This window comes from Micromonospora sp. NBC_01740 (assembly GCF_035920365.1).
GTDB lineage: Bacteria > Actinomycetota > Actinomycetes > Mycobacteriales > Micromonosporaceae > Micromonospora > Micromonospora reichwaldensis.
Window position 1 is genome coordinate 1,692,304 of the sequence record NZ_CP109150.1, and the last position, 25,155, is coordinate 1,717,458.

The 25,155-nt window shown below is 73.4% G+C and carries 28 protein-coding genes and 3 tRNA genes; 15 read left to right on the forward strand and 16 right to left on the reverse strand.

Going from position 1 to position 25,155, the window contains the following annotated elements; translation table 11 throughout:
* The first annotated feature begins 4 nt into the window (after positions 1 to 4).
* Complete coding sequence (locus OG989_RS08120; RefSeq protein WP_151457116.1) at positions 5 to 760, forward strand: 2-phosphosulfolactate phosphatase; 756 nt, start codon at positions 5 to 7, stop codon at positions 758 to 760.
* 118 nt (positions 761 to 878) lie between these two features.
* Here the strand turns inward: OG989_RS08120 and OG989_RS08125 are convergent, their stop codons facing one another.
* Positions 879 to 2,837 (reverse strand): hypothetical protein, encoded by a 1,959-nt coding sequence (locus OG989_RS08125; RefSeq protein WP_327030156.1) that lies wholly within the window; start codon positions 2,835 to 2,837, stop codon positions 879 to 881.
* Positions 2,838 to 2,997: 160 nt separating this feature from the next.
* Between OG989_RS08125 and OG989_RS08130 the strand changes: the two genes are divergently transcribed.
* The 5 genes from OG989_RS08130 to amcA all read left to right on the forward strand — a co-directional run bounded on the left by OG989_RS08130 (position 2,998) and on the right by amcA (position 7,750).
* Complete coding sequence (locus tag OG989_RS08130; RefSeq protein WP_225852315.1) at positions 2,998 to 3,351, forward strand: sterol carrier family protein; 354 nt, start codon at positions 2,998 to 3,000, stop codon at positions 3,349 to 3,351.
* Between the two features lie 171 nt (positions 3,352 to 3,522).
* A complete protein-coding gene (gene purF / locus OG989_RS08135) occupies positions 3,523 to 5,061 on the forward strand; it encodes an amidophosphoribosyltransferase (protein WP_132235148.1) in 1,539 nt (512 codons plus the stop codon).
* A gap of 58 nt (positions 5,062 to 5,119) precedes the next feature.
* Complete coding sequence (gene purM, locus OG989_RS08140) at positions 5,120 to 6,274, forward strand: phosphoribosylformylglycinamidine cyclo-ligase (protein ID WP_132235146.1); 1,155 nt, start codon at positions 5,120 to 5,122, stop codon at positions 6,272 to 6,274.
* 170 nt (positions 6,275 to 6,444) lie between these two features.
* Entirely contained in the window at positions 6,445 to 7,548 is a 1,104-nt protein-coding gene (gene amcB / locus OG989_RS08145; protein ID WP_327031128.1) for a cyclophane-forming radical SAM peptide maturase AmcB, read from the forward strand.
* Entirely contained in the window at positions 7,517 to 7,750 is a 234-nt protein-coding gene (gene amcA / locus OG989_RS08150) for a multiple cyclophane-containing RiPP AmcA (protein ID WP_151455707.1), read from the forward strand. Before amcB ends, amcA begins: the two co-directional genes overlap by 32 nt.
* 143 nt (positions 7,751 to 7,893) lie before the next feature.
* Here amcA and OG989_RS08155 read toward each other — a convergent pair whose 3' ends face one another.
* Both OG989_RS08155 and OG989_RS08160 read right to left on the reverse strand, forming a co-directional pair.
* A complete protein-coding gene (locus OG989_RS08155) occupies positions 7,894 to 8,109 on the reverse strand; it encodes a DUF3073 domain-containing protein (RefSeq protein ID WP_089002617.1) in 216 nt (71 codons plus the stop codon).
* Positions 8,110 to 8,394: 285 nt separating this feature from the next.
* Positions 8,395 to 9,477 carry a Glu/Leu/Phe/Val family dehydrogenase gene (locus tag OG989_RS08160; RefSeq protein ID WP_151455706.1) on the reverse strand — a complete coding sequence of 361 codons (1,083 nt, stop codon included), beginning with the start codon at positions 9,475 to 9,477 and terminating at the stop codon, positions 8,395 to 8,397.
* A 172-nt stretch (positions 9,478 to 9,649) separates the two neighbouring features.
* Between OG989_RS08160 and OG989_RS08165 the strand changes: the two genes are divergently transcribed.
* A complete protein-coding gene (locus OG989_RS08165; RefSeq protein WP_327030157.1) occupies positions 9,650 to 10,489 on the forward strand; it encodes a hypothetical protein in 840 nt (279 codons plus the stop codon).
* 251 nt (positions 10,490 to 10,740) lie between these two features.
* Positions 10,741 to 10,950, forward strand: coding sequence for a BldC family transcriptional regulator (locus OG989_RS08170; RefSeq protein ID WP_007073996.1), 210 nt, complete (start codon positions 10,741 to 10,743; stop codon positions 10,948 to 10,950).
* Between the two features lie 101 nt (positions 10,951 to 11,051).
* Here the strand turns inward: OG989_RS08170 and OG989_RS08175 are convergent, their stop codons facing one another.
* Entirely contained in the window at positions 11,052 to 11,450 is a 399-nt protein-coding gene (locus tag OG989_RS08175) for a PPOX class F420-dependent oxidoreductase (protein WP_132235136.1), read from the reverse strand.
* Positions 11,451 to 11,505: 55 nt separating this feature from the next.
* Here OG989_RS08175 and OG989_RS08180 point away from each other — a divergent pair, with 55 nt between their 5' ends.
* Positions 11,506 to 12,285: a class I SAM-dependent methyltransferase gene (locus tag OG989_RS08180; protein ID WP_327030158.1), complete on the forward strand. Its 780-nt coding sequence runs from the start codon at positions 11,506 to 11,508 to the stop codon at positions 12,283 to 12,285.
* 73 nt (positions 12,286 to 12,358) lie between these two features.
* Here OG989_RS08180 and OG989_RS08185 read toward each other — a convergent pair whose 3' ends face one another.
* Entirely contained in the window at positions 12,359 to 12,655 is a 297-nt protein-coding gene (locus tag OG989_RS08185; protein ID WP_151455703.1) for a hypothetical protein, read from the reverse strand.
* A gap of 162 nt (positions 12,656 to 12,817) precedes the next feature.
* Here OG989_RS08185 and OG989_RS08190 point away from each other — a divergent pair, with 162 nt between their 5' ends.
* Together OG989_RS08190 and OG989_RS08195 are read left to right on the forward strand one after the other, a co-directional pair.
* Positions 12,818 to 13,675, forward strand: a complete 858-nt coding sequence (locus OG989_RS08190) for a 3-hydroxyacyl-CoA dehydrogenase family protein (RefSeq protein WP_327030159.1) — start codon at positions 12,818 to 12,820, stop codon at positions 13,673 to 13,675.
* Between the two features lie 112 nt (positions 13,676 to 13,787).
* The gene (locus OG989_RS08195) at positions 13,788 to 14,531 is read left to right on the forward strand and encodes an enoyl-CoA hydratase/isomerase family protein (RefSeq protein WP_151455701.1); all 744 of its coding nucleotides are present in this window, start codon (positions 13,788 to 13,790) and stop codon (positions 14,529 to 14,531) included.
* Between the two features lie 65 nt (positions 14,532 to 14,596).
* Here the strand turns inward: OG989_RS08195 and OG989_RS08200 are convergent, their stop codons facing one another.
* Positions 14,597 to 15,946 carry an ABC transporter substrate-binding protein gene (locus OG989_RS08200; RefSeq protein ID WP_327030160.1) on the reverse strand — a complete coding sequence of 450 codons (1,350 nt, stop codon included), beginning with the start codon at positions 15,944 to 15,946 and terminating at the stop codon, positions 14,597 to 14,599.
* A 155-nt stretch (positions 15,947 to 16,101) separates the two neighbouring features.
* On the opposite strand from OG989_RS08200, the gene OG989_RS08205 reads away from it, so the two are divergent.
* Both OG989_RS08205 and OG989_RS08210 read left to right on the forward strand, forming a co-directional pair.
* A complete protein-coding gene (locus tag OG989_RS08205; RefSeq protein ID WP_151455699.1) occupies positions 16,102 to 16,491 on the forward strand; it encodes a hypothetical protein in 390 nt (129 codons plus the stop codon).
* A gap of 170 nt (positions 16,492 to 16,661) precedes the next feature.
* Entirely contained in the window at positions 16,662 to 17,369 is a 708-nt protein-coding gene (locus OG989_RS08210) for a DUF2786 domain-containing protein (protein WP_151455698.1), read from the forward strand.
* Positions 17,370 to 17,489: 120 nt separating this feature from the next.
* On the opposite strand, the gene OG989_RS08215 is transcribed toward OG989_RS08210, so the two are convergent.
* Positions 17,490 to 18,008, reverse strand: a complete 519-nt coding sequence (locus tag OG989_RS08215) for an SRPBCC family protein (protein WP_151455697.1) — start codon at positions 18,006 to 18,008, stop codon at positions 17,490 to 17,492.
* A gap of 203 nt (positions 18,009 to 18,211) precedes the next feature.
* On the opposite strand from OG989_RS08215, the gene OG989_RS08220 reads away from it, so the two are divergent.
* Positions 18,212 to 19,597 (forward strand): hypothetical protein, encoded by a 1,386-nt coding sequence (locus OG989_RS08220; protein ID WP_327030161.1) that lies wholly within the window; start codon positions 18,212 to 18,214, stop codon positions 19,595 to 19,597.
* 156 nt (positions 19,598 to 19,753) lie between these two features.
* On the opposite strand, the gene OG989_RS08225 is transcribed toward OG989_RS08220, so the two are convergent.
* From OG989_RS08225 to OG989_RS08235, 3 genes are all read right to left on the reverse strand, one after another.
* Positions 19,754 to 20,521 (reverse strand): Stf0 family sulfotransferase, encoded by a 768-nt coding sequence (locus tag OG989_RS08225; protein WP_327030162.1) that lies wholly within the window; start codon positions 20,519 to 20,521, stop codon positions 19,754 to 19,756.
* Between the two features lie 96 nt (positions 20,522 to 20,617).
* Complete coding sequence (locus OG989_RS08230; protein ID WP_327030163.1) at positions 20,618 to 21,118, reverse strand: hypothetical protein; 501 nt, start codon at positions 21,116 to 21,118, stop codon at positions 20,618 to 20,620.
* Positions 21,119 to 21,259: 141 nt separating this feature from the next.
* Entirely contained in the window at positions 21,260 to 21,694 is a 435-nt protein-coding gene (locus OG989_RS08235; protein ID WP_151456597.1) for a VOC family protein, read from the reverse strand.
* Between the two features lie 102 nt (positions 21,695 to 21,796).
* Between OG989_RS08235 and OG989_RS08240 the strand changes: the two genes are divergently transcribed.
* The gene (locus tag OG989_RS08240) at positions 21,797 to 22,123 is read left to right on the forward strand and encodes a hypothetical protein (protein ID WP_151456596.1); all 327 of its coding nucleotides are present in this window, start codon (positions 21,797 to 21,799) and stop codon (positions 22,121 to 22,123) included.
* A gap of 114 nt (positions 22,124 to 22,237) precedes the next feature.
* Here OG989_RS08240 and OG989_RS08245 read toward each other — a convergent pair whose 3' ends face one another.
* From OG989_RS08245 to OG989_RS08270, 6 genes are all read right to left on the reverse strand, one after another.
* Positions 22,238 to 23,068, reverse strand: coding sequence for a DUF4303 domain-containing protein (locus OG989_RS08245; protein ID WP_327030164.1), 831 nt, complete (start codon positions 23,066 to 23,068; stop codon positions 22,238 to 22,240).
* Positions 23,069 to 23,509: 441 nt separating this feature from the next.
* A complete protein-coding gene (locus OG989_RS08250; RefSeq protein WP_327030165.1) occupies positions 23,510 to 23,734 on the reverse strand; it encodes a hypothetical protein in 225 nt (74 codons plus the stop codon).
* A 47-nt stretch (positions 23,735 to 23,781) separates the two neighbouring features.
* A tRNA-Phe gene (locus tag OG989_RS08255) sits at positions 23,782 to 23,855 on the reverse strand.
* A 98-nt stretch (positions 23,856 to 23,953) separates the two neighbouring features.
* Positions 23,954 to 24,030: transfer RNA gene (locus OG989_RS08260), tRNA-Asp, on the reverse strand.
* A 32-nt stretch (positions 24,031 to 24,062) separates the two neighbouring features.
* A tRNA-Glu gene (locus OG989_RS08265) sits at positions 24,063 to 24,135 on the reverse strand.
* Positions 24,136 to 24,288: 153 nt separating this feature from the next.
* Positions 24,289 to 25,083 (reverse strand): polysaccharide deacetylase family protein, encoded by a 795-nt coding sequence (locus OG989_RS08270; protein WP_151456593.1) that lies wholly within the window; start codon positions 25,081 to 25,083, stop codon positions 24,289 to 24,291.
* Positions 25,084 to 25,155 lie beyond the last annotated feature (72 nt).

A 25,155-nucleotide genomic window follows, 5' to 3' on the forward strand; every position in this document is an offset into this window, starting at 1 on the left:
GGTGGTGGCCGCGGCCGTCCACGTCCAACCCGGTTCAGGCGCCCGCTTCGACTGGGGGTTGACGGGGGCGGCCGAGCTGGGCCGGGTGTGCGCGGTGCTGGTGGTGGTGGACGTGCTGTCGTTCACCACCGCCGTGGACGTCGCGGTCGGGCGCGGCATGCGGGTGCACCCGTTCCCGTGGGGCGAGCAGGCCGCCGACTACGCGCGGCGGGTCGGCGCGGTCGCGGCGGTGGGCCGCCGGCAGACGACCCCGGAACATCCGTGGTCGCTCTCGTCGGCGGCGTTGACCACCGCACCGGTCGTCGCCGACCTGGTGCTGCCGTCGCCGAACGGGTCGGCGATCAGCGCGGCGGCCAGCGCCACCGGGCTGCCGGTGGTCGCGGCCTGCCTGCGTAACGCGCAAGCCGTCGGCCGTTGGCTCGACCAGCAGGGGTACGGCTCGACGGACGCGCCGATCGGCGTGATCGCCTCGGGCGAGCGCTGGCCGGACGGCTCCCTGCGCCCCTGCGTGGAGGACCAGCTCGGGGCGGCCTGCGTGCTGGACGCCCTGTCGGGTGTGCCCGGCGGCCTCTCCGTGGAGGCGGCCGTGGCCCTGGCCGCGCTCGCCAGCACCCCCGACGTGCCCGCCGCGGTCTGCGGCAGCGTGTCCGGCCGGGAGCTCATCGAGGGTGGCTTCGCCGGGGACGTGGAGGTCGCCGTCCGGGTCGGCGTCTCGGACGTGGTCCCGGTGCTGCGGCAGGGCGTCTTCTCCGCCGCCTGACCTCCCCGCGACCGCGCGTCCGACCCGGTCGGGGCGGGCCGGAACGGCGCGAGGGCCGCCCGGAGATCCGGACGGCCCTCGCCGTGGTGCTGTCGTCGGGGGCCGGCCCCCGAGCGGGTCAGTCGTCCAGCCAGTCCAGCCGGCGGCCACCCCGGTCCTGCTGCGGTGGGCCGTCCGGGCGACCGCGACCGGTCTGCGGGTCGTCGTAGCCGCCCGGCTGGCCGTAGCCACCCTGGCCGTAGCCGTCGCGGTCCTCGTAGCCGCCGCGCTGCTGCGGGGGCTCCTGACCGTAGCCACCCTGGCCGTAGCCGCCCTGGTTGTCGTACGAGGTGGGCTGGTCGTAGCCGCCCGGCTGGCCGTAGCCGCCGCGTGGCGCCGGGGGCTCCTGACCGTAGCCACCGGGCTGGCCGTAGCCGCCCCGCTCGTAGCCGCCGCCCGGTTGGTCGTAACCGCCGGTCTGCTCGCCGCCCCGGCCGTACGCGCCCGGGTCGGACTGGCCGTAGCCCTGACCCTGCTCCGGCTGGTAGACGCCGGTGGCGTACGGGTCGGCCGGGGCCGGGTACTGGGTGGCGTCGCCGGTGTAGCGGCCGGTCGGCTCGTCGTACCGCTCGCCGTGGCCCCGGCCGCCGCCCGCCGGCGGGTAGCCCGCGGCACCCGCCGTGCCGGCCGCACCTGCCGGAGCGCCGTAGTCGTTGCTGCCGTAGCCGCCGCCCGAGGCGGGAGCGTTGCCGTAGCCGCTCCCGGACGAGGGCGCGTTGCCGTAGCCGCCGCTGCCGCTGCCGTAGCCGCCGCCGGAGGCGGGAGCGTTGCCGTAGCCGGCACCGCCGTAGCCACCCGCGCCGGCCGGCTCGTCGCCGTAGCCGCTGCCGCCCCAGCCCTGCTGGTTGCCCGCCGCGCCGTAGGGCTGCGGGGGAGCGCCGTACGGGTCCGGCGGCACGTCGTCGACCACGGGGCGGTGCATCATCGTCGGGGCGTCGCTGAGCGCGGCGCCGCCCACCATCGTCGGATCCGGCGTGGTGCCGACCCGGTTGACCACCCGGGTCTGGTCGTCCGCACCGCGGAACGCCCCGCGGGCCGCCGGGACCGCGCCGGCCGCGGCGCCCGCCGGGGCGTCGTCGTCGGCCTCGTCGCCGTTGTCCTTGCGCCGCATCAGGAGCAGCACGATGGTGCCGACACCGGCGGCGACGAGCAGGCCGCCGAGCAGGATGATCAGCCAGGAGCCCATGCCGCCGGAGTCCTCGTTGCTGGCGTTGGCCGCCGCGCCCGGGGTCGCCTCGGTGCTCTCCTCGGGCGTCTCCTCGACGGGCTCGTCGGAGGGGGGCGGCTCCTCGCTGGCCGACGGGGTGGGGCTCGGGGTCGTCTCGACCTTGATCGCCAGCGCGATGCGCTGGCCGGTGACGCTCTGCCCGGCGGACGCGTCGAAGCTCTTGGTGGCGTAGACCTCACCGACGCTGGCACCGATGGCGAGCCGGCCGGGCGCGATCGGCTTCTCGCTGTTGCCGGAGAAGCGGAAGTTGCCGTCGTCGTCGCTGATCGTGTCGATCTTCTTGCCGGCGCCGTCCTGGAGCATGACCACGGCGTTCGGCACGGCCTTGCCGTTCGCCTGCACGACCACCTTGCCGGAGACCGACTTGACGGTCTGCGTCTGGGGCGGCTGGGACGGCTGGGCCCGGCCCTTGACGCCGAGCTGGAAGGTGGCGGTGCCGGCGCCGGACTTGTCGCCCTCGGCCGCCACCGTCACGGTGACGTTGGCGTCGCCGGCGTTGTCGCTGGCCCTGATCCGCAGCAGCTGGGACCTCGGCCGGTCGTTGTTGACGTCGATCTCTCCGCAGCCGCCCGCGCAGCTCACGCCGCCCGGCAGGCCGGCGAGGCTGATCTTGACCTTCTCGTCGCCTTCGCGGGGGGTCACCTGCACGGTGACGGCGGCGTCGCTGCCGGCGTTGACGGTGACCGAGCCGGGCGACACGGTGACGTCCGCGGCCAGGGCTGGTGTGGCGGGGACGGCGAGCAGAGCGCCGACAACCAGCGCCACGACCACACCGGCCCGCTGCTTCCAGGCACGTCGGTGTGTTGACACGTCCACCGCCCTTCCGGACTGACTTCCCTCGGCGGCGGGGCGCCGGGCCGGGGATCATCACGGTACGAATACGCCGTCGGCAACTATGCCTTGTCTGACCGGATCGGCGCGACCCAGGGCCAGCGTCAGGCGCGGCGCGTTGAAGCCGTATCGTCCCGTCGTGTCCTCTCCGCACACTAAGTCCGCCGCGGTCGCGGCGGCGTTGTCGGCGCTCGACGAGGGGCGTACGCCCGAACGGCCGGTCCTCCGGGAGGCGGTCCGTGCCCTGTTGACCGTCCTCGCGGAGCGCGCCCCCGGCCGATCGGTGGAGGTGCGGGTCCCACCTTACGGCGCAGTTCAGTGCGTTCCCGGTCCCCGACACACCCGTGGCACCCCCGCCAACGTCGTCGAGATGGAGCCCGAGACCTGGCTGGCGGTGGCCACCGGACGGCTCGACTGGGCCGACGCGATCACCCAGGGTCGCGTACGGGTGAGTGGAATCCGAGCGGACCTCTCCGCGCACCTGCCGCTCTAGCTGGGGCGATACGCATCGACCGGTCACACATCGGAGCCGGATCGTGACTTTCTGTATCGACACGGATTCGCGTACACTGTCAGGCGACGACAGTGGTCCCGGCCGAGGAGTGCGGATCCGCCCCCCGCGTGATTCCGCAAGGCCGGTCCAGATCAGCATGAGGGAGCGCAGGTGCCCCGAGGCGACGGCCGGCTGAGCCACGACCTTGATCCCCAACGACCAGGCCCCCAGGACGCGTGCGGCGTCTTCGGCGTCTGGGCGCCCGGGGAGGAGGTCGCCAACCTGACCTACTTCGGGCTCTACGCCCTCCAGCACCGTGGTCAGGAGGCCGCGGGCATCGCGGTCAGCGACGGCTCGGGCGTCGTGGTCTACAAGGACCTCGGCCTGGTCGCCCAGGTCTTCGACGAGCCGACCCTGGCCAGCCTGCGCGGGCACGTGGCGATCGGGCACGCCCGCTACTCCACCACCGGCGGCTCGACGTGGGAGAACGCCCAGCCGACCATCCGGTCCACCACCTCCGGCACCACCATCGCGCTGGCCCACAACGGCAACCTGGTCAACACCGCGGAGCTCCAGCGCGAGGTCGCCGAGCGGGGCCTGGTCGCCGACGGCTCGACCAACGACACCTCCCTGGTGACGATGCTGCTGGCCAGCCGCCCGGACCTGTCGGTCGAGGCGGCGGCGCTGGAGGTGCTGCCGCGGCTGCGGGGCGCGTTCAGCTTCGTGTTCATGGACGAGTCGACCCTCTACGCGGCCCGCGACCCGCACGGCGTACGCCCGCTGGTGCTGGGCCGTCTGGAGCGCGGCTGGGTGGTGGCCAGCGAGACGGCCGCGCTGGACATCGTCGGCGCGAGCGTGGTCCGCGAGGTCGAGCCCGGCGAGCTGATCGCGATCGACGAGGACGGCCTGCGCTCCAGCCGGTTCGCCGCCCCGGAGCCCAAGGGCTGCCTCTTCGAGTACGTCTACATCGCCCGCCCGGACGCCACCATCGCCGGCCGCAACGTGCACTCCGCCCGGGTGCAGATCGGCCGCCAGCTGGCCAAGGAGCACCCGGTCGAGGCCGACCTGGTCATCCCGGTGCCGGAGTCCGGCACCCCGGCCGCGATCGGCTACGCCGAGGAGTCGGGCATCACCTACGGCGCCGGCCTGATGAAGAACCCGTACGTCGGGCGCACCTTCATCCAGCCGTCGCAGACGCTGCGCCAGCTCGGCATCCGGCTCAAGCTCAACCCGCTGCGGGAGAACGTCCGGGGCAAGCGGCTGGTCGTGGTCGACGACTCGATCGTGCGCGGCAACACCCAGCGGGCGATCGTGCGGATGCTGCGCGAGGCCGGCGCGCTGGAGGTGCACGTGCGCATCTCCTCGCCGCCGGTCAACTGGCCGTGCTTCTACGGCATCGACTTCGCCACCCGCGCCGAGCTGCTGGCCAACGGGCTGGACAACGACGGCATCCGGCGCTCCATCGGGGCGGACACGCTCGGCTACGTGTCGCTCCCGGGCCTGATCGCCGCCACCGAGCAGCCGAAGACCCGGCTGTGCCGGGCGTGCTTCGACGGGGAATACCCGATCGAGCTGCCCGCCGGCAACCTGATCGGCAAGCACGTGCTCGAAGGGGTGGGCCGGCGGGTCGCCGCGCAGGCGGCCGACACTCCGGAGCACACCGCCCCGCTCGTCGCCACTCCGGGCGGCGTGACCACACACCGCCCGTAGCACCACCCGGCGCGGCCCGGCCACCGCCGGCGCGGCGCCAGAACCAAGGGGGAGAACCGTGACGCACGTGTCCGAGCGCAGCGGCGCAGGAAGCAGCCCGTCCGGCGCCGGCGGCGACCGCCAGCCCTGGACGGCCGGCACCGGCCGCCAGGCGCGCAAACGCTCGGTCTCGTACGCGGACGCCGGCGTCTCGATCGAGGCGGGCGACCGCGCGGTCGAGCTGCTCAAGTCGAAGGTGAAGCAGACCCGACGCCCCGAGGTGATGGGCGACCTGGGGGGCTTCGCCGGCCTGTTCCGGCTGGACACGAAGAAGTACAAGAACCCGATCCTGGCCTCGTCCACGGACGGCGTGGGCACCAAGCTGGTGATCGCGCAGCAGATGGACATCCACGACACGGTCGGCATCGACCTGGTCGCGATGGTCGTCGACGACCTGGTGGCCTGCGGCGCCGAGCCGCTCTTCCTGCTCGACTACATCGCCACCGGCGAGGTCGTACCGGACAAGGTCGCCGAGATCGGCGCCGGCATCGCCGACGGCTGCCGCTACGCCGGCTGCGCCCTGCTGGGCGGCGAGACCGCCGAGCACCCGGGCGTGCTCCGCCCGGACGAGTACGACATCTCCGCCACCGGTGTCGGTGTGGTCGAGGAGAGCGACATCCTCAGCCCGGACCGGGTCGAGGTGGGCGACGTGGTCATCGCGATGCGCTCCTCCGGCCTGCACTCCAACGGCTACTCGCTGGTGCGCCACGTGCTGCTGGGCGCCGGCCGGATGCGGCTCGACGTGGTGATCGACGACTTCGGCCGGCAGCGCACCCTCGGCGAGGAGCTGCTCACCCCGACGAAGATCTACGCGCAGGACTGCCTCAAGCTCATCGCCGAGGCCGAGGTGCGCTCCATCGCCCACGTCACCGGCGGCGGCATCCCCGGCAACCTGGTCCGGGTGCTCCCCGAGCACGTCGACGCGGTCGTCAACCGGTCCACCTGGAAGCCGCAGCCGATCTTCGACCTGATCCAGTCCAAGGGGCGGATCGAGGACCCGGAGATGGAGGCGACCTTCAACATGGGCGTCGGCATGTTCGCGATCGTCTCCGCCGAGGACGCGGACCGCGCGCTGGCCACCCTGACGGGCCGGGGCGTCGACGCGTGGCAGGCCGGCGAGATCATCGAGGGCTCCGGCAACGTGCAGATGGTCGGCCAGCACACCCGGGGCTGATCGACTCCCGGTGACCGTACGGGCACCTGATCAGGGCTTCACCCGAGTGGCCGTCGCCGCCTAGCCTGAAGGGCACCCTCAGAGCTGTCGGGGCCGCCTGCCCGGTTTCCCCGACAGCCCTTCAGGCGCGGAGGAGGGCAATGGCTGCTCGGGGACTGTCGTTCAGCGGGATGCGCGGCCTGGCCGCCGTCCCCTCGTACGTGGTCATGCAGCCCACCACCCTGTGCAACCTGGACTGCGCCTACTGCTACCTGCCGTTCCGCGCGGCCGACCGGCGGATGCCGGTGCCGGTGGCCGAGGCGGTGGCCGCGTCGGTCAACCCGTGGGCGGCGGCGGGCCGGTTCTCGGTGGTGTGGCACGGCGGCGAGCCGCTGGCCGCCGGACGGGAGCACCTGGCCGCGCTGATCGCGCCCTTCGGGCCCGGGGTCGAGCACCACGTGCAGACCAACGCCACGCTGATCGACGACGCCTGGTGCGCGTTCTTCGTCGAGCACGGGGTGCGGGTGAGCGTGAGCGTGGACGGCCCGCGGGAACGCAACGGCGACCGGGTCACCCGGGGCGGCGGTCCCGCGTACGACCGGATCCTGCGCGGGGTGGCGGCGCTGCGCCGGCACGGCCTGCCGTTCTCGGCGCTGGCGGTGGTGGGTCGCCCCGGGCCGGGCCTGGCCACCGAGCTGTACGACTACTTCCTCGACCTGGGCTGTGACGTGCTGGGCGTCAACATCGAGGAGACCGAGGGGGTCAACCTCCGCGACAACTCCCACGACGCGGGGCTGGTGACCGCCTTCTGGGCGGAGCTGGTGGCGGCCTGGCGCCGGGAGCCCCGGATTCACCTGCGCGAGGTCGAGTGGTCGCTGCGGTACGCCGCGGCGGTGCTCGACGGCAGCGCCGACGACCTGCTTCCCCGGCGGTTGGACCCGATCCCGACCGTCGGCCACGACGGCTCGGTGACCGTGCTCTCGCCGGAGCTGGCCGGCTTCACCGATGTCCGGTACGGCGACTTCAGCAGCGGAAACGTGCTGGCCACCCCGCTGGTCGAGATCCTCGCCCATGCGGACCGGACGCCCTGGGTCGGCGAGTTCCTCGCCGGCGTCGAGGCGTGCCGTGCGTCCTGCCCCTACTTCGGGTTCTGCGGCGGCGGCCACGCGGCCAACCGCTACTTCGAACAGGGGCGTTTCGACGGTACGCAGACCGCGCACTGCCGCAACAGCAAGATCCACTTACTGGAGGGAGTGTTGGAGCATGCCCGAGACCACCAGTCACCGGCATCCTGACCGGAGGACGGACACCCCGGACGAGGTCGCCGACCGGGTGCGGGAAGCCGCGCCGGGACTCACCGCACTCCTCCACGAGGCCGAGGCCGCGCGGCGACTACGGGCCGAGGTGGCGGGCGGGGACGGCGCGAGCGCCGTGTGCGCCTGGAACCACTTCGAGAACATCCCGACGTTCTACAACTGGAACAACCGCCCCCGCTGAGACAGACCGTGATCAGGGACCTGCCGATCGTCCGGAGGGTTGTCCGGGCGGGGCAGGTCCCTGATCGTCGGTCTTGGCGCCGCTTCGATGGGCACATGCGTGAGCACGCGGGCGATCACCGCGTGCTCAGCTGCTACCGGAGGTCAGCGGGGCGGACGTACCCAGGGATCCGGGTCTTCGTCCGCGTGATCCTCATCATCGTCGTCGACATACTCTTTGTAGTCGTCGTCGAAGTTGTGCTCAGACTTACCAGCACCCGCCAGTTCGCGCTGCAAGGCGGTGAGGTCGGTGTTCGGGGAGTGGTACTTCAACTCCCGCGCCACCTTCGTCTGCTTGGCCTTAGCACGGCCGCGCCCCATGGCTCGACCCCCTCGCACAGAATGCGGGGCAGCCCGAAGGCGGGCCCCGATGACGTCAGGCATCTCTCGTGGCTCTTACGGTACATGGGGATGCCACCGTTCGGCACCTCGGGTTACCGTCGACCGACACCGCGCGTCGCGGTCATCCGGCCGTCACCGATTGTACCCGGTAAGGAGCGGCGCCGGGAGCGCCCGTGACACCGGGCAGAGCCATGCGAAACCACCCTAACGGGACGGGCCACCCGCCGGGCCGGGGGCGGAACGACCGCTCCGCCCCCGAGGCGCTCAGCGCAGGTGGATCGTGCGCAGCCGGCCGACGTCGGCCATCCGCCGCTCCGCCAGCCGGTCCGCCGCCACGGCCGGCGGCACGCCCTCGGCGTCGGCCAGTCGCAGGATCTCCCGGGTGGTGTCGTAGATCCGGGTCGCGCGCAGCTTGGCCCGGTCGAAGTTGAAGCCCTCGATCTCGTCCGCCACCTGGATCACGCCGCCGGCGTTCACGACGTAGTCCGGGGCGTAGAGGATGCCGCGGTCGGCGAGGAGCTTCTCGATGCCGGAGTGGGCGAGCTGGTTGTTGGCCGCGCCGGCGACCACCTTGGCGCGCAGCGCCGGCACCGTGTCGTCGTTGAGCGCGCCGCCCAGGGCGCACGGGGCGTACACGTCGATGTCGGCGGCGACCAGCGCGGCGGCGTCGTCGACCAGCGCGACCTGCGGGTGGGTGGCGCGGGCCCACTCGAGGGCCTTCGGGTTGACGTCGGTCGCCACCACCTCGGCGCCGTCGTCGACCAGGTGGCCGACGAGGTACTTGCCGACCTTGCCCAGGCCCGCCACGCCGACCCGTCGGCCGGCGAGGGTCGGGGCGCCCCAGACGTGCTCGGCCGCGGCCCGCATGCCCTGGAACACGCCCCAGGCGGTGAGGATCGAGGAGTCGCCGGCGCCGCCGTGCTCGACGCTGCGGCCCGTGACGTAGGAGGTCTCGCGGGCGATCACGTCCATGTCGGCGACGTAGGTGCCGACGTCGCAGGCGGTGTAGTAGCGCCCGGCGAGGGACTCCACGAAGCGGCCGTACGCGCGCAGCAGCGCCTCGCTCTTGATCCGCTCGGGGTCACCCCAGATGACCGCCTTGCCGCCGCCCAGGTCCAGCCCGGCGAGGGCGTTCTTGTAGGCCATGCCCCGGGAGAGGTCGAGCACGTCGGCGAGGGCGTCGGACTCGCTGGCGTACGGGTAGAACCGGGTCCCACCGAGCGCGGGGCCGAGCGCGGTGGAGTAGATGCCGATGATCGCCTTGAGGCCGGTCTGCTTGTCCTGGCAGAACACGACCTGTTCGTGACCGCTGGACCCCGGGTCTTCGGTGGTGGCGAATACGCCCATGACTCGCTCCTGGTGTGGGGTGCGCCCTTGTGGGACGCGGACCGGTGGACCGCCGGCGGGATGCTGCCGGTGCCGCTGAGCCTAGTATCGGCCGACGCCGTCCGGCCGCCCACGGCACGCGTGATCGCGCTGCCGACGACGGCCGAGTTCCAATTCGTGGGAGGATCGCGCCGTGCCGTCGCTCTTCGCTTCATACCTGCGCGTGTACGAGCCGCTGACCGCCTTCGACCGGGACCGCCAGGCGTACTGGCGGCGCTACGTCGAGCAGGGGCGGGCGGTGGCACCGGTGGAGGGGCCGGGCCGGCAACGGACGTCGGTGCTGGAGGCGCTCGGCGCCGGCTGGACCCGGCTGCCCGACCTGCCGGACGAGGCGTACGTCCTGGAGACCGACGAGGCCCTGCTGGTCTGCCCGTGGAACCTGCGCATCCGGGTGGCCGAGGCGGCGTTGAACGCGCGCGACGGGGTGCCGCCGGTGCTGGCCGACGCGTTCGTGCCGCCGGTGCTCGCCGGGCAGGCGAAGGCCGTGGTGGAGGACTGGCGCAGCGGGGCGCGGGTGCTGGAGCACGGCGTGCCGCGCGTGCACGAGCAGATCGCCACGTGGGGCGTACCGCTGCGCTGGTTCGTGCTCTTCGGCCCGGAGGAACGGCACCACGTGACCCACCCCGGGCGGCGGGCGCTGCACTACCGGACGGAGATCTCCAAGGCGCGGCGGCGTTCGTCGCGGGCCCTGTCGGTGCTGCGCAAGTCGATCGGCGACGCGCCGATCACGGAGGCGGTCGAGGAGGCCGCCCGCTGGCTGGAGGAGTTCCACCCCCGTTCGATGGTGGAGCTGGACTACGGCGGCCTGGTCGAGCTGCTGTCGGACGAGACGCTGGCCGCCGACGACTCGCCCCAGCTGGTGGCGAGCGGGCTCGCCGGGCTGTCCCGGGGCGAGGCGGAGGAGGCCTCGGCGGCGTACGACAAGCTGGTCGCGCGCTGGCGGGCGATCCAGTTGCTGGAACGGTGCAATTAGTACGAAAGCGCCCAGGGAGCGCTCCCATGCCGAGGTGAGTTCGTAGTCGACGCATCACGAACCGTGATCATGAGTCCGAATAAGGTACTTTCTGCCGTGTAAAAGTCGCATAAATCGGGCATGGTTCATCCGTCCGTCTAGGGACGTTCGGCCGTTCGGCCCATGTCGGACATCGGGGACTAGCCGGACCATGGGAGACGCGTCGACCGGCGGGACCCCGGCCGATGTCTATACATGTGGAGGAGTGACCGATGGCATCGCGAACGCACGAACCAGAGCCGCTACTCACACCGGCCGAGGTGGCGTCGATGTTCCGTGTCGACCCGAAGACGGTGACCCGGTGGGCAAAGGCGGGCAAGCTCAGCGCCATCCGCACGCTGGGTGGACACCGTCGGTACCGGGAATCGGAGGTCAGGGCCCTGTTGCAGGGACAGATCCCCCAGCAGCGCCAGGGGGACTGACCGACCGGGATACAAACGGGTGTGAACGGAGGGCGGCGGACATGGTCCGCCGCCCTCCGTCGTGTCCGGACCCCGCCCGCGTACGGACGACGGGCGTGGGATCAGGCGCCAGCCGGCGGCCGGTCCGCGAGGACGACCCGGATGCCGACCGTGCCGCTCTCGCCGCGACGCAGGCGGCTGCCGAGCAGGCTGAGCCGGCCGATCATCCGGTACTTCTGCTTGATCAGCTCACGTACCCGCCGGGTGCCGGCCGCGTCGCAGAGGGTCGCGTGGGCGGCGACCGCCTCGCCGTGCGGGCGGCCCCGGACGTCGCACGGGGCCACCGTGACGTCGCCGCTGCGCCGGATCCGCTTCACCTTGCCGGCGTCCGCCGCCGACCACACCCAGAGCGCGTCGCCGTCGCGCACCGCCCAGACCGGGGTCGGCACCGCCCGACCGTCCTTGCGGAACGTCGTGAGCAGGATGTACTTCTCCGCGCCGAGGCGGTCCAGGGTGGTCACCCCGCCAAGGATACGGCCGGTGCGGCTGACTGACCGGCCGGATAGCGTGAAGCCCGTGACGGGACAGCCACGGATCGGTGACGTGTTCGGGGAGATGCTGCGCGACGCGTACGCCGTGGCCACCGGGGTCGGCCCCCGCCCGCTGGCCGGCGGGCGGCTGCCGCGACCGGTCATCGAGATCATCGAGCGGGACGACGGGCTCATCAACGGCGCCCCCGCCGCGCACTACCTGGACGGGCCGGCCGACTGGCAGCCGTACGACCACCGGGCCGTGGACCAAGTCCGGGGCGCGACCCTGGACGTCGGCGTCGGGGCGGGCCGGATCGCGCTGCTGCTCCAGGAACGGGGCGTGCCCGTCACCGGGCTGGACACCTCGGCCGGGGCGCTGGCCGTCTGCCGCCGCCGGGGCGTACGCGACCTGGTGCACGGCACGGTCGACGCGCACGTGGCGGACGGCTGCCGCTACGACACGTTCCTGCTGCTCGGCAACAACGTGGGCCTGCTGGAGGGGCGGGAACGCGGGCCGGCGCTGCTGGCCGCGCTGGCGGCGCTGGCCCGGCCGGGAGCACAGGTCATCGCCCACGGCACCGACCCGTACGGCACCCGGGACCCGGTCCACACGGGCTACCACGAGCGCAACCGGCGTCGGGGCCGGTTCGGTGGGCAGCTCCGGCTCCGACTGCGCTACCGGGAACTGGGCACCGAGTGGTTCGACTACCTGGTCTGCTCCCCGGACGAGCTGGCCGAGCTGGTCCGGGGCACCGACTGGCGGCTGACCGACGTGGACGATCGGGACGCGCCGTACTACCTGGCGACCCTGCGCCTCGCCGGCTGACGACCGGCCCCGACCGCGGACCCCCCGACGCCGACGCCGGATTCCCGCCGGACGCGGGAACCCGGCGCGGGTGTCAGACCTGGACGGTCGGGGGGAGCTGCTCGGGCGGCAGGCCGCCGTCGCCGTCGACCACCTCGTCCGGGGTGCCGTCCTCGTCGAGGTCGACCATCGTGATGTCCACCTTGCCGTCCCCGTCGGTGTCGAACTGGAACAGGTCGGGCTTGCCGTCCCCGTCGGTGTCGACCACCCAGACGTCGGTGCGGCCGTCGTTGTTGGTGTCGGCGCGCAGCAGGTCGACCCGCTCGTCCCCGCGGGTCTCCACGGTCTCCGCCGCGTCCGCGGCGTGCACGGTCTCCGGTGCCTGGCTCATCTGGGCCGTCCTTCCCTCGGTTGCGTGCCGTGGTACCCGATCCGGCGCGCCCCCACGCATGCCGGGAAGATCGCCGCTGCATAGGGTCGGGCCCATGAGCGAGTGGAGCGGACGGCGGGGCGCGGGTCGACCCCGTCCCGCCACCGGAGACAGGGAGGCGTCATGAGCGACCGCTTTGTCGTCGTCGGGGCCGGCACGATGGGGCTCGGCATCGCGTACGTGGCGGCCGGAGCCGGCCACGCCGTCGAGCTGGTCGAGGTGGACCGGGCCCGGGGCGCGGCGGCCGTCGAGCGACTCGGGGAGCTGTGGGACAGGGCGGTGGAGCGCGGCAAGCTGGACGCCGACCGGGCCGCGACGAACCGGCAGCGGGTGACGCTGCGCTCGGGGCTCGCCGAGGTCGCCGAGGAGCCGGCCGTCGTGGTCGAAGCCGTACCGGAGCGGCCGGAGCTGAAGCGGGCGGTGCTGCGCGAGGCCGAGGCCCTGCGACCGGCGCTGCTGGGCAGCAACACCTCCAGCATCCCGATCGCCGAGCTGGCCGAGGGGCTGGCCCGACCCGAGCGCTTCCTCGGGCTGCACTTCTTCAACCCGGTCTGGGCGATGGCCCTGCTGGAGGTCGTGGTCGGCCCGGCCACCGCCGAGGAGACCACCGCCGCGGCGGTCGCGCTCGCCGGGCGGCTGGGCAAGGACCCCGTCGTCGTACGCGACATGCCCGGCTTCGCCACCTCCCGGCTCGGGGTCACCCTCGGGCTGGAGGCCATCCGGATGGTCGCCGACGGGGTGGCCAGCCCGGCCGACATCGACAAGGCGATGGTGCTCGGCTACCGGCACCCGGTCGGCCCGCTGGAGCTGACGGACATCGTCGGGCTGGACGTGCGGCTCGACATCGCGCGCACCCTCCAGGCCGCGTACGGGGACCGGTTCGCCCCGCCGCCGCTGCTCGCGGAGATGGTGGCCGCCGGCCGCCTGGGCAAGAAGTCCGGCCAGGGCTTCTACCGCTGGGAAGGCGGGGTGCGCTCGTGAGCGTGAGGAGTGAGCTTGCGAGCCCCGCAGTCGCGAACGGAGGGTCGGCACGGGTGAGCGTGAGGAGTGAGCTTGCGAGCCCCGCAGTCGCGAACGGAAGGGGGGCCTGCTCATGAGTGGGCTGCGGATCGAGGAGCAGCCGGACCGGCTGGTGGTGACGCTCGACCGGCCGGAGAAGCGCAACGCCATCGACGCCGACCTGATCGCCGAGCTGCACCAGGTCTGCGCGGAGCTGGAGGCGCGGCCCCGCCTGCTGCTGCTCACCGGCGGCGCCGAGGGGATCTTCGCCGGTGGGGCGGACATCGGGCAGCTTCGTGAGCGGGGCCGGCTGGACGCCCTCGCGGCGATCAACTCGGCGGCCTTCGCCCGGATCCGGGCGCTGCCGATGCCGACCGTGGCGGCCGTGGACGGGCCCGCGCTGGGCGGGGGCGCCGAGCTGGCGTACGCCTGCGATCTGCGGGTCTGCACGGCGCGGGCGGTGTTCGGCCAGCCGGAGGTCCGGCTGGGGATCCTGGCCGGCGCGGGCGCCACCCACCGGCTGCCGGCGCTGGTCGGGGAGGCCCGGGCCAAGGAACTGCTCTTCACCGGCCGGCGGGTGGACGCCGAGGAGGCGCTGCGGATCGGGCTCGTCAACCGGGTGGTGGCCGAGCCCGGCGAGCTGCTGCCCACGGCGCATGGGCTGCTCGACGAGATGGCGAAGGGGTCCGCGCTGGCGCTGCGGCTGACCAAGCTGGCGGTCGACGCGCCGGCCGCCGCGCACCCGCACCTCGACCTGGTCAGCCAGGCGGTGCTCTTCGAGGACGAGGAGAAGCACCGGCGGATGACGGAGTTCCTCGAGCGGCGACGCCCCCGCTGAGCCCCGGACGAGACGACGGCCGCACCGGTCACCGGTGCGGCCGTCCGTGTCCCACGGGTGGTGACTCAGTGCCGGATCTGCACCCCGGCGTCCGCGAGGGCCCGGATCACCTCTGCGGACTCGGCGAAGCCGATGACCAGCACGGCCTCCGCGCCGAAGTCCTTGATCTCCTTCGCGCCCGCGACGAAGTCGATCGGGTTCGCCTTGGCGTCCGCCGGCGGGTCGTAGGTCAGCAGCTTGAGCCGGTCACCGCCGATGCCGGCCCGCTCCAACTCGGCCCGGACGGTGCCCTGGAGGCCCTCGCCGTAGGAGTCCTTACGGGCGACGATGGCGATCTTCTGCGGGCCGTCGCGGAGGATGACGTCGGCCAGCGCCCGGCCCTGGAGGCTGTCCGGCGGGGCGGTGCGGAAGTAGAGGCCGTTGTCGTCCAGCTCGGTGAGGCTGGCATCGGTGTTCGACGGGGAGAACAGCACCTTCCCGGCCTGCACCACGTCGGGCAGCACCGCGCGGGAGATGCCGGAGGCGCTGGCGCCGATGATGACGTGGACCTTCTGCGCGACGTGCCTCGCCACGGTGGCCTTGGCGACCGCCGGGTTGGTGCCGTCGTCGCCGTCGATCCAGACCACCGGCTCGCCGAGCACCCCGCCCGCCGCGTTGATCTCCCTGATCGCCAGCTTGGTGCCGGCGGAGATCGGCGGGTACGCGAGGGCCAGGTCACCGGTCTGCGACAGCAGGCCGCCCAGGACCAGCGGCGAGCCGTCGCTGCGGTCGGTCCGGCCGCCACGCTGCTTCTTCGCCTTCGGCGGGGCCTTGGTGCTCGCCGCCGACTCGTCCCCGGCCCCGACGAACTCCGTCTTGCCGTCGTTGAGCCGCTGGCCGTCGAAGTGCAGCGTGCCGTAGCTCGCGGTGGACGGCTCGCCGGCGTCGGTGAAGCCGGCCCGGGTCAGCGAGACGCTGCGGTACTCCACGTCCCGGCCCGCGCGGGCCAGGGTCAGGCACTCCGCCACCCGTTCGCAGCGCTGCCCGTCGTTGGTGACCCCGACGATCTGCTTCGCGATGGCGGCCGGATCCGTCGTGCCCGCGAGCTGGGCGGCGATCGCGCTGATCACCACCGCGTCGTACGCCTCGGCGGAGTAGAGGAAGTCGCCCAGCTTCGGGTCGACGGACCGGAGCCGGTTCTTGAAGTCCTCGGGCAGGGGCGTGAGCGGCGTGGTGCCCTTCATGCCGTCGACCAGGCTGGCGCGGTCCTTCAGCTCGGCAGGGTACGAGTTCAGCATGTTGCCGTCGGTGCCGTAGAGGCGCACCTGTTGGGTGGCCGCCTCCTCGGGCTCTTCGGTCCCGCAGGCGCTCGTGGCGAGCAGGAACGTCGCGCAGGCAGCCAGGGTGGCCGCCCGCGAGGCGCGTGACTTGAACATGGTCGTCCTTCCTCCGGCGAAGGTCCGCTGCGCACATTAGCGTGCTGGGCCGTGCGGCGGGACCACGGATGCGGCTCAATCCGCAGGTCGCCCGCCCTGATTACGGAGCGTGACCGCTGGTGGATGGCTTGACCCTCCCCTCTACCGTGCTGTGGGTGACGGACTCACCACAGCAGACGCTTGACGACGCGACCGCCGTGCTCCGCTCGGCGCTGGCCGGGGACGGCGACGCGGTGGCGGGGGCGTTCGACGCGGTCGTCGACCGGTCCGGCCTGGCCGGCGCGTACGGGGTGGCCTGGTGTCTTGCCGCCACCATGGTCGGCGATCCGGTGCCGCCGGGCACGTGCGCGCTGGACTTCCCCGGCATCGAGGAGGCGGGCTACGACACCCGCTGGGTGGCGCGCTTCGTGAGCGCGTACGCCAACGCCGACGACGACACCGGCGAGGCGCTGTTCGGCGCGGCGGCGGCCGACGGGCTGCTGCCGGAGTGCCTGCTCACGCTCGCCGGCTCGACCGTGGCAACGCTGCGTAGCCGGACCACCTGACCGTTCGTGCCGCCCCGACGGCACGGACCGGGACGACGGCGCACGCCGGCCGGACGGTTGGGCGCCCGGCGGCCCGGACGGGTGGGCGCCCGCCAGCCGGACCGTCGCCCGCCCGCCCGCCGGCCCGGACGTGGCGCGGCGGGGCCGGACCGCCGTGACAGGCTGAGGGCATGTCCGACGCCATGCTCAGCAAGGTGCGCAAGCTGCTGGCCCAGGCCGAGGACCCGGCCTGCACCCCCGCCGAGTCGGCCGCGTTCACGGCCAAGGCGACCGAGCTGATCGCCCGCTACGGCGTGGACCGGGCGCTGCTGGCCGCCCGGGACCCGGCCACGGACCCGGTCGGCGACCGGGTGGTCGAGGTCGTCGCCCCGTACGCCCGGGACAAGGCCGGCCTGCTCGCCGCGGTCGCCGATCCGCTGCGCTGCCGCTGCGTCCGCCGCCGGGAGGGCGCCGGCTTCGCCATGCACCTGTTCGGCTTCGCCAGCGACCTGGAACGGGTCGAGCTGCTCTTCACGTCGCTGCTGGTGCAGGCCGCCCACGGGCTGGCCGGCGTCGAGGTGCCGGCCGGCGCGCACGTCGCCGCCTTCCGGCGCTCGTGGCTGGCCGGGTTCGCCCAGGTGATCGGCGTGCGACTGCGGGCGGCGGAGGCCGGGGCGGTCGCCGAGGCGGGCGCGCCCTCGGTGGCTCTGGTCCTGGCCGACCGGTCGGACCGGGTCCAGCACCGCGTCGCCGAGGTGTACCCACGCCTGCGTACCGCCGCGCCGCGCCGGCTGGCCGGCGGCGGGTTCGGCTCGGGTGCCGAGGCGGGCCGCCGCGCCGACCTCGGCGGCCGGGGCGTCGCCACCGCGCCGGGCGCCCGTCCCGGCCTCGACCGCTGACCCGCCGCAGCCTCTGGCGGTGCGTGACGGTGGCGGATGGTATCGGTGGCGCGTGGCCGGGCGGCGGTGGCGCGTGGTGCGGGCGGTCGGGCCGCGGCCGCTGATTCGCTCGGAAGCCGGTCAGTCGGCGCTGTGGTCGGCCACTCTGGCGGCGTAGCGGGTGAGCAGCTCGTGCCAGCCGGCGGTCAGCGCCTGCCGGTAGCCCTCCGCGGCCTCGCCGTGCCGGTCGAAGTGCCGGTGTTCGACCGCCACCCGCGTCCGCTCCGGCCCGTCGGCGTGGAAGAGCACCTCCACCTCGCTCGCCTTCGCCGGGTCCGGCACCGGTGCCCGGTCCGCCCCGATCTGCCAGGTGAAGACCAGCCGCTCGGGCGGATCCCAGGTCAGCACCCGGCCCCAGTCGCAGCGGAAGCCGTGCGGACCGATCTCGTAGAGCATCCCGCCGCCGCGCGGCTCCATGCCCAGGTCGGCTAGCTGCTCCGGCCCGGACCAGGTGTATTCCACCACCCACCACTGCGCCAGGGCGCCGGTGAACACCTCGAACGCCCGCTGCGCGGGAGCGGGGACCAGGAGGGCGCTGCGCAACGCGAATCGTTCGGACTCCTGCCGGATGCCGGCCGGGTCAGCCATCTCCTGTCCCATAGGCCCGGACCATACCGGCTCATGCCCGGGTGCGCAGCTTCGTGATTGCTGTCTTCGGGCCGCCCATCCGTACGCCGGAAGACGCCCGCGCGCCCCGCCCGTGACCGGCCGGGTCGCCGTGCCGGCGGGATGTTCGGCCGGATAGCGGGTACCCGCGCCGAACGGTCCCGGCCGGCCCGGCCGGAGAATGCGGAGCGGGGAGCATGAGCGAGAACGCGCAGCAGCGGGACGACGACCGGACCGGCGGCCGATCGAGGCGACGTGACGGGGAAGCGGAACCCGCCCGCCGGGGTGGGGAGAACGAGCCGGACGTCCTGCTGGACATCCCGGAGGTGTCGGTCGACTCGATCCGGCTCGCCGTGGACGGGCTGGACGCCGACGTCTCCCTGCGGGCCAGGCTGGCCAACCTCCTCCAGCTCGACGCCGGGGTACGGGTGCACCTGGAGGGCGTCGAGCTGGACATCACCGGGGTGCACGCCGAGGCGTTGCTCAAGGTGCGGCTGGAGAAGCTGGTGCAGATCCTCGACCGGGCGCTGACCACCATCGACCGCAACCCGCAGGTCATCCAGACGCTGTCGGGTACGGCGACGGCCTCGATGGACGACGTGAACCGGGCCAGTCAGCAGATGGCCAACCTGAGTGAGCAGCTCACCGGCCCGGGGGAGCGGGGCGGCGGGGCTGAGCAGCTCACCGCCCTCGGGGAGCAGCGCCCGCTGGAGCGGGCCGGCGGCGCGACCGACGATCTCGGTCAGCAGGTGGGCGCGATCGGTGCGGTCGCCGACCAGTCACTGCGGGAGCCGGGCGGCCCGGGCCGGGGCGGCAGGCCCGGCGCCGGCCAGGGCGGGGAGCCGGGCGGCCGAGGGCAGGGCGGGGAGCCCGGCGCCGAGCAGGCCCAGCGGGGTGGTGGCCTCGCCAGTGGGTCGGGCGGCGGCGGCGAGCAGGGCCAGGCGCAGCGCGCACGCGAGCAGGAGGGCGACGAGGCGGCCCGTCGGGAGCCGGGCGGACCCCAGGAACGGGAGCAGGGCCAGGGCGCCCCGGAGCAGGGCGGGCAGCGGCCGGATGGTTCGCCACAGGGCGGCGCCGAGCAGGGCGAGCAGCAGCCGGGCGGTTCGCAACAGGGCGCGGAGGGCGGCGAGCAGCAGCAGGGCGGCGAGCAGGGTGGCGGGCAGCGGCCGGGCGGCGGGCAGGGTGGCGGGCAGCGGCCGGGCGGTTCGCAAGAGGGCGGCGCGGAGCAGGGCGGCGCGGAGCAGGGCGGGCAGCGGCCGGGGCGCGCGGAACAGGGCGCTCAGCAGCCGGGCGGCGAGAGGGTCGGTGGGCCCGGGGGCGGTACGGCCGGAGCGGGCGGCGGGGACCGGGGTGCCGGCGGGTCCGGTGGCGGGCCGCAGGCCGGGCAGCGTGAGTCGTCGGGCGGCCCGTCCGAGGGCGGGCAGGGCCGGCAGCAGCCCGAGACCTCAGGCGGTGGCGGTGGTGGCGCACCGAGCGCCGCCCAGATCGCCGAGCAGGCGGGGGAGACGCTGAGGCAGGCCGGCCGGAGCGTCTGGGAGGCGATCCAGGGCGGGATTGCCCAGCACCGCCAACAGCGGCGCTGACCCAGCGGACGGGCCCGCCTGCGGCCCCGTCGTGGACGTCCACGGGCCGAGGGCCGGCCCGGTGTGGCGGCGGCCCGGTCTGGCGGTCCGGCGCCCTGACGCATCCGGAGTATCCGTGGTTCGAGGAGCCGACGGGGAGCCCCGCCGGCCGACGGATCAGGTGCTGGTCACCGCCGCCTGATACCGGGCGATCCACTGCCGGTTGAGTTCGTCGGCCTGGCGTTGGTGACGTGCGATGACGGCACAGCCGTCCTCGGGCACGTCGAGCCCCAGGAAGTCGAGGACGCCGCGCGTGGTGGCGGCCATGTCCTCGGCCAGGTCTTCGTAGCGCACGACGTGCGGTTGGATCCCGCACGAGGCGAACCACGCCTCCCAGGCCGCGTTGTGCTCCCGGATCTCCTCGATGTAGTGCCTGATCCCGTTCGCGTCGAAGCGGGGCGCCTGCCCGTTGCCCACGTCGCCGCTGATCTCCCCACTGCCGCCGACGAACCACCTGCCGGTCTGCTCGGCGCGCAGCCGCGACACCGCCTGCGCCAGTACGTCGTCGCGTCGCAGGAAGACGAAGCCGGTGCGGCCGAATGCCCGGTTCAGTAGCGCGACGTCGTCGCCGTCGAGGTCGGGATGGACCGCTGCGAGCTTCGCGACCACCTCCTCGAGCGTGCCCCACATGAGCTTCGCGCCGAACACGCCGTTGCCGGTCCGGCCCGCGGCGAGCGCGGCCCGTACGAAGTCCGCGTAGTCGAAGCCGCCGTCCGCCCCGCGGGGAAGCTGCCACCGGTCGGCCCACAGCGGCTCGTCCGGGGAGCGGAAGTAGGCCTGAGGGCGACCGGCGAGACCGGTGGATTCCAGCAACCCGAGCAGGAGCGAACTGCCGGTGCGCGGGGTGCCGCAGACGAAGTACGAGTCGACACGGTCCGTAGGCATGGCCGCACACAACCGCAGGGCAGGCACCCGTCGCAACCGAATTCGTCGATGCCGTCGCCCCGGCCCCAGGTGTCCGGGCCCGCGCGACCGGGATGATCAGTCGAGGGCCCGCAGTGCGCCCGTGACCACGACGAAGAGCGCGATGGCGGCGGCGGAGGCGATCCGTGCCTGTCGCGACCGGGTGAACAGGCCCACCACCAGTGCCGCGCCCAGGCCCAGCAACCAGTGACCGACCTCGGGGTGCCGGTCGGGCTCGAAGCCGAGGTGGCCGAGGGCGGCACGCCCGTAGCCGACGAGTGCGGCACCGCCGACCCAGACGAGCAGGGTCCAGCCGCACCGGCGCCCGGGGCTCTCGGTCAGCAGCGACCCGTGGCGGGTGAGCGTGCCGAGCAGGTAGGTCAGCGTCAGCAGCGTCGCAACGCCGGCGAGCAGCACGGCGTGCACCCCCACGAAGAAGGCGAACAGCAGCCACGGGCCCCCGTCGGTCCCGCGCAGGAACAGGACGGCCGTCGCGCCGACCACGACCATCTGCCCCACCGCCAGGCGTCCTGAGTTCACGACCAGCGGTGCCGACTGTGCGGTCGACTGCTCGGCCACGCTCCGCCCCCCCGTCGCGCCGGCCCGCCGCAGACGGAACCAGGGCGGGTCGGTGAACAGCCTGGCAGAACCGGGCGGCCTACCGCTGTCCCGGATCCGTCCGCCGACAGGAGTCGGGGCGGGCGGACGGCAGACGCGCCGTCAGGCGGAGGTCGCGGCGACGCAGAACTCGTTGCCCTCCGGATCGGCCATGACGACGTGGTGCCCGGTGAACTCCTCCAGGACGCTCCCGCCAGCCTTCACCAGCCGCTCGGACTCGGCCCTGATCCGCGCCCACCGCTCGTCGGGGGTGCCGTGGCCCGGCACCCGGACATCGATGTGCAGTCGGTTCTTCGCCGTCTTCGGCTCGGGGACCCTGAGGATGGAGAGCGCGGGCCCGACGCCGGCGGGATCGCACAGCCACGCCACGTCGTCCACCGGGTCGTCCTCCGGCAGGTGGAAACTCGCGTGCCACTCCGCGCGGGTCCGGAAGGGCGCGGGCGGCGGCTCGTCCACGTAACCCAGCGCCGTCTTCCAGAACTCGCCGAGGAGTTTCGCGTCCGCGCAGTCGAGGGTCAGGCTGATTCTGGCTGCCATGGCAGGACCGTACTGCGTGCCCCCGACAGTCGCGGCCGAGCCGAAAGGGCGGGCACCGCCGGTACGGCCTGGGACCTTGACGTTCCCTGCATGATGGGCCGCATGAGCCTGAGTGATCCGGACCCGGTGTGGATCGCCGTACGCCTCGTGATCGTGGTCCTCAGCCTGGCCATGATCGCTCTCGGCGTGCGTGTCGCCGTGTCGGGACGGTTTCCCTCGGCGTGGGTGCGGGTCGCCCGTCTGACGGCGAGCCAGCGGTCCCAACCCGCCCGGATCGGCGGTAGCCAGGCGCTGTTCGGCGCGTGCCTGCTGGTCCAGCAGGCGCCGTTCCTCGTTCCCATGCCCTTCCTGGCCGGGCGCACCCTGTTCGTGGTGGCACTCCTCCTTGCCGTCACCGGGGCGGGATGGTTCGCCCTGCTCCGGCGCTAGAGCACCGGCTCCGTGCCGTGTCGCTGGCTGATCCTGCCCAGGCCGGGCAGGAGGCGGTCATTCCGGCCGCGTGGCGGCGTAGGCGTCGCGAAGATGGGGTTACGGCAACGGTCGTCAGCCGCCGTCCGTCTCGTCGAAGAAGTCGCGGGCGGAAGCGACGAGGTCGGGGTTCGGGTGGCCGTCGTTGAGGAGGTCGATGCTGCGCACCGTGAGATGCGCGTTGCCATCCGTGTCCGTGACGAACAGCACGGGGTGCCATGCGGGGTTGATGTCGGCGATGCTCGCCCGGACGCGGTGGTCGCCCAGGGCGTCATCCAGCGTCGCGCGGGCCCGGAGGCACCATTCGCCGTGAGCCTCGTCGTCGTCGCCGAGCGAGTCGTGGGTGTCGAACATGTCCCGGCTGATCTGCACCATCGACTCGACGCCGGGCTCGGCAGCCCCCTGGTCGTCCGTGACAGCCCACTCGTCGGGCCACCAGCGGTAGCCGTCCGCGTACGCGTCGTCGGCCTCGACGAGCACCTGGAGGGCCTCTTCGGTGTGCGCCAGCAGGGTCACCGTGACGACGTCGCTGTCCGTGGTGAGCGCCACCGCGTACAGCTCCTCCGATGCACGTCCCTCGAGCATCGGGCCGATCGTCGCGCAGATGCTCGCGACGATCCGCTCGCGCAGTGCGGGCATGTCGACGGTGGGCACCGCGCTCCTCCCCGAGGCTCTCCTCGTCCTGGTCGCCGGGACGCCGGCCGCCCCGGAAGACGCAACGTAGCAGGGGTGCCGCCACGTCGAGTACTGCGGCAGCCAACGTGCGATTGCGCCGACTCCATTCGGATCGCGGCTGGGTGGATGACCTGTGCTGGTTGCCTGGGTGGTGCGGAACGCAGGTTGATGGTCATCCGCGCACTTCACCAGGTGGCCCACCCGGACGAGAACCTCGGACAGCCGCAGCACCTGCCGCCACCCGCGTCCCCGCCACCAACCCGGGGGCAGGACCAACCGGACCATTTCTGCGCCTCGATCTGGCCACCTGGCCCGGTCGCGGGTGCCCACAATGAGGAAATGACAGCGCAGAGGTACCTGAAGAGGCATACAGCCGTCCCTCTCCGTCGTGCTCGTGCTCGGAAGAGGCAACAAGCCGTGAAGCGTCGTACTCCATGGCCGCTGATGGCGGGGCTGCTTGCGGCGGGAGCGGCCGGAGCCGAGGCGATACGGCGCCTCAGACGCGCCCGGCGCACCGGACCCAGCGGAGCCGGGGCGACAGGTGACGTCCGCCAGCCCGGTCCTGCCACCGACGCTGCCCGGACCGTCAGCTCCGAAGGAGCCACCCAGCGCTGGCCTCAGGGAAGGTGAAGCAGAGTCCCCTCCGGCGTCGAACCGGAAGCCTCCCGATTTTCAAGCGCCCACATTTCCGCAGGTCAGAAGCCCGCCGTAGCCTGCCGTAGCGTGCAGATGCCGGCGTGCCGCAGCCATGGACGAGTGCCCGAGCCGCTTCATCAGGTCAGCCAGGGTCGCGTCGGTCTGCGCGGCGAGGGTCTGTCCGGTGTGCCGCAGGTCATGGAAGGTAACCACGGGCAACGCCGATCGATGCGCCAGAAGGGCATACAAGAAGATCCCCACCGGCGTTTCCGCTGGTGGGGACCTCTTTAGCCCGGCGAAAGGCTATGTGGCCAGGGGCGGGGTCGAACCGCCGACCTTCCGATTTTCAGTCGGACGCTCGTACCAACTGAGCTACCTGGCCGTGTTGCTCGGTTCATGCTACCCGCACGGCGGGTTCTCCGCCGGAAGGGTCACATGCCCCGATACGCAGAACGCCGCGCAGGGCGCGGCGTTCTCCGCTGGCGGTCCTGACGGGACTTGAACCCGCGACCTCCGCCTTGACAGGGCGGCGAGCACTCCAACTGCTCCACAGGACCTAGCTTTGTTGCCTCCGGCCGAAGCCGGACCGTGCCCCCAACGGGATTCGAACCCGTGCTACCGCCTTGAAAGGGCGGCGTCCTGGGCCGCTAGACGATGAGGGCGGCCCCGCCATCATTGCACACTCGCAACTTCAAGCGGACTTGCTCCCATCCGGCCCCGCCGGAGGCTTGGATAGCTTACGTGATGGTCGGTCTCTCGACCAAACCGGTATGGCCCTGGCCACAACGGCGCACGAATCCGCAGGTCAGAGGGGTCTAGCGGAGCCGGGCGACGCCGTAGCGGCGCTTCAGGTCCGCGATCAGGCGGGGGCTGGCGGCCAGCGTGGCCGCCCGATCGCCGCCGCCGTCGTGCAGCAGCACGATCGAGCCGGGGCGGGCCGCGGCGCGTACCCGCTTGGCGATCGTCGCGGCGGTCGGCTTGCCCCAGTCCTGCGGGTCGACGTGCCAGTGCAGCGACCGCATCCCGAGCTGCTTGGCGACCGTCACCACCTCGGCTGTCCACCGGCCGCCCGGCTGCCGGTAGAACGGCACCTTGGCGCCCGGCACCGCCGCCCGGATGGCCGCGTTGGTGCGCAGGAGGTCCCGCCGGATCTCGGCGGCCGGACGCCGGGCGAGTTGCATGTCGTGGTTCCAGCTGTGGTTGCAGAGCTGGTGGCCCTCCCGCACGATCCGCCGGACCAGCTCGGGGTGGCGCCGGGCCTGCTTGCCCACCACGCAGAAGGTGGCGGTGACCCTGGCCGCCCGGAGGCGGTCGAGGACCTTCGGCGTCCAGGTCGGGTCCGGCCCGTCGTCGAAGGTCAGCGCCACGGTCCGTGCGCCGGTCGTGCGACGCAGCCCTGCTGGCAGCTTCGGTGGCAGCGGCCGGACCAGGCGCCTGGGCGGGGTGCCGCGGGTCGGTCGCGGGGTGGCCGACGGAGTCGGCTCGGCCGGCAGCGGGGCCGAGGCGACGGGGTCGGGGCCGGCGGCCCGCCGATCTGTCGCGGTGCCGTCGCCGCAGCCGCCGAGGAGGATCAGGGCCAGACCGGTGGCCAGCACGGCGCGTAGGCGCATCGTTCGCTCCCGGAGGGGTCGGGGTCGGCGGAACTCCCGACGCTAGTGGACGGCGTCCCGCCCGCGGCACCC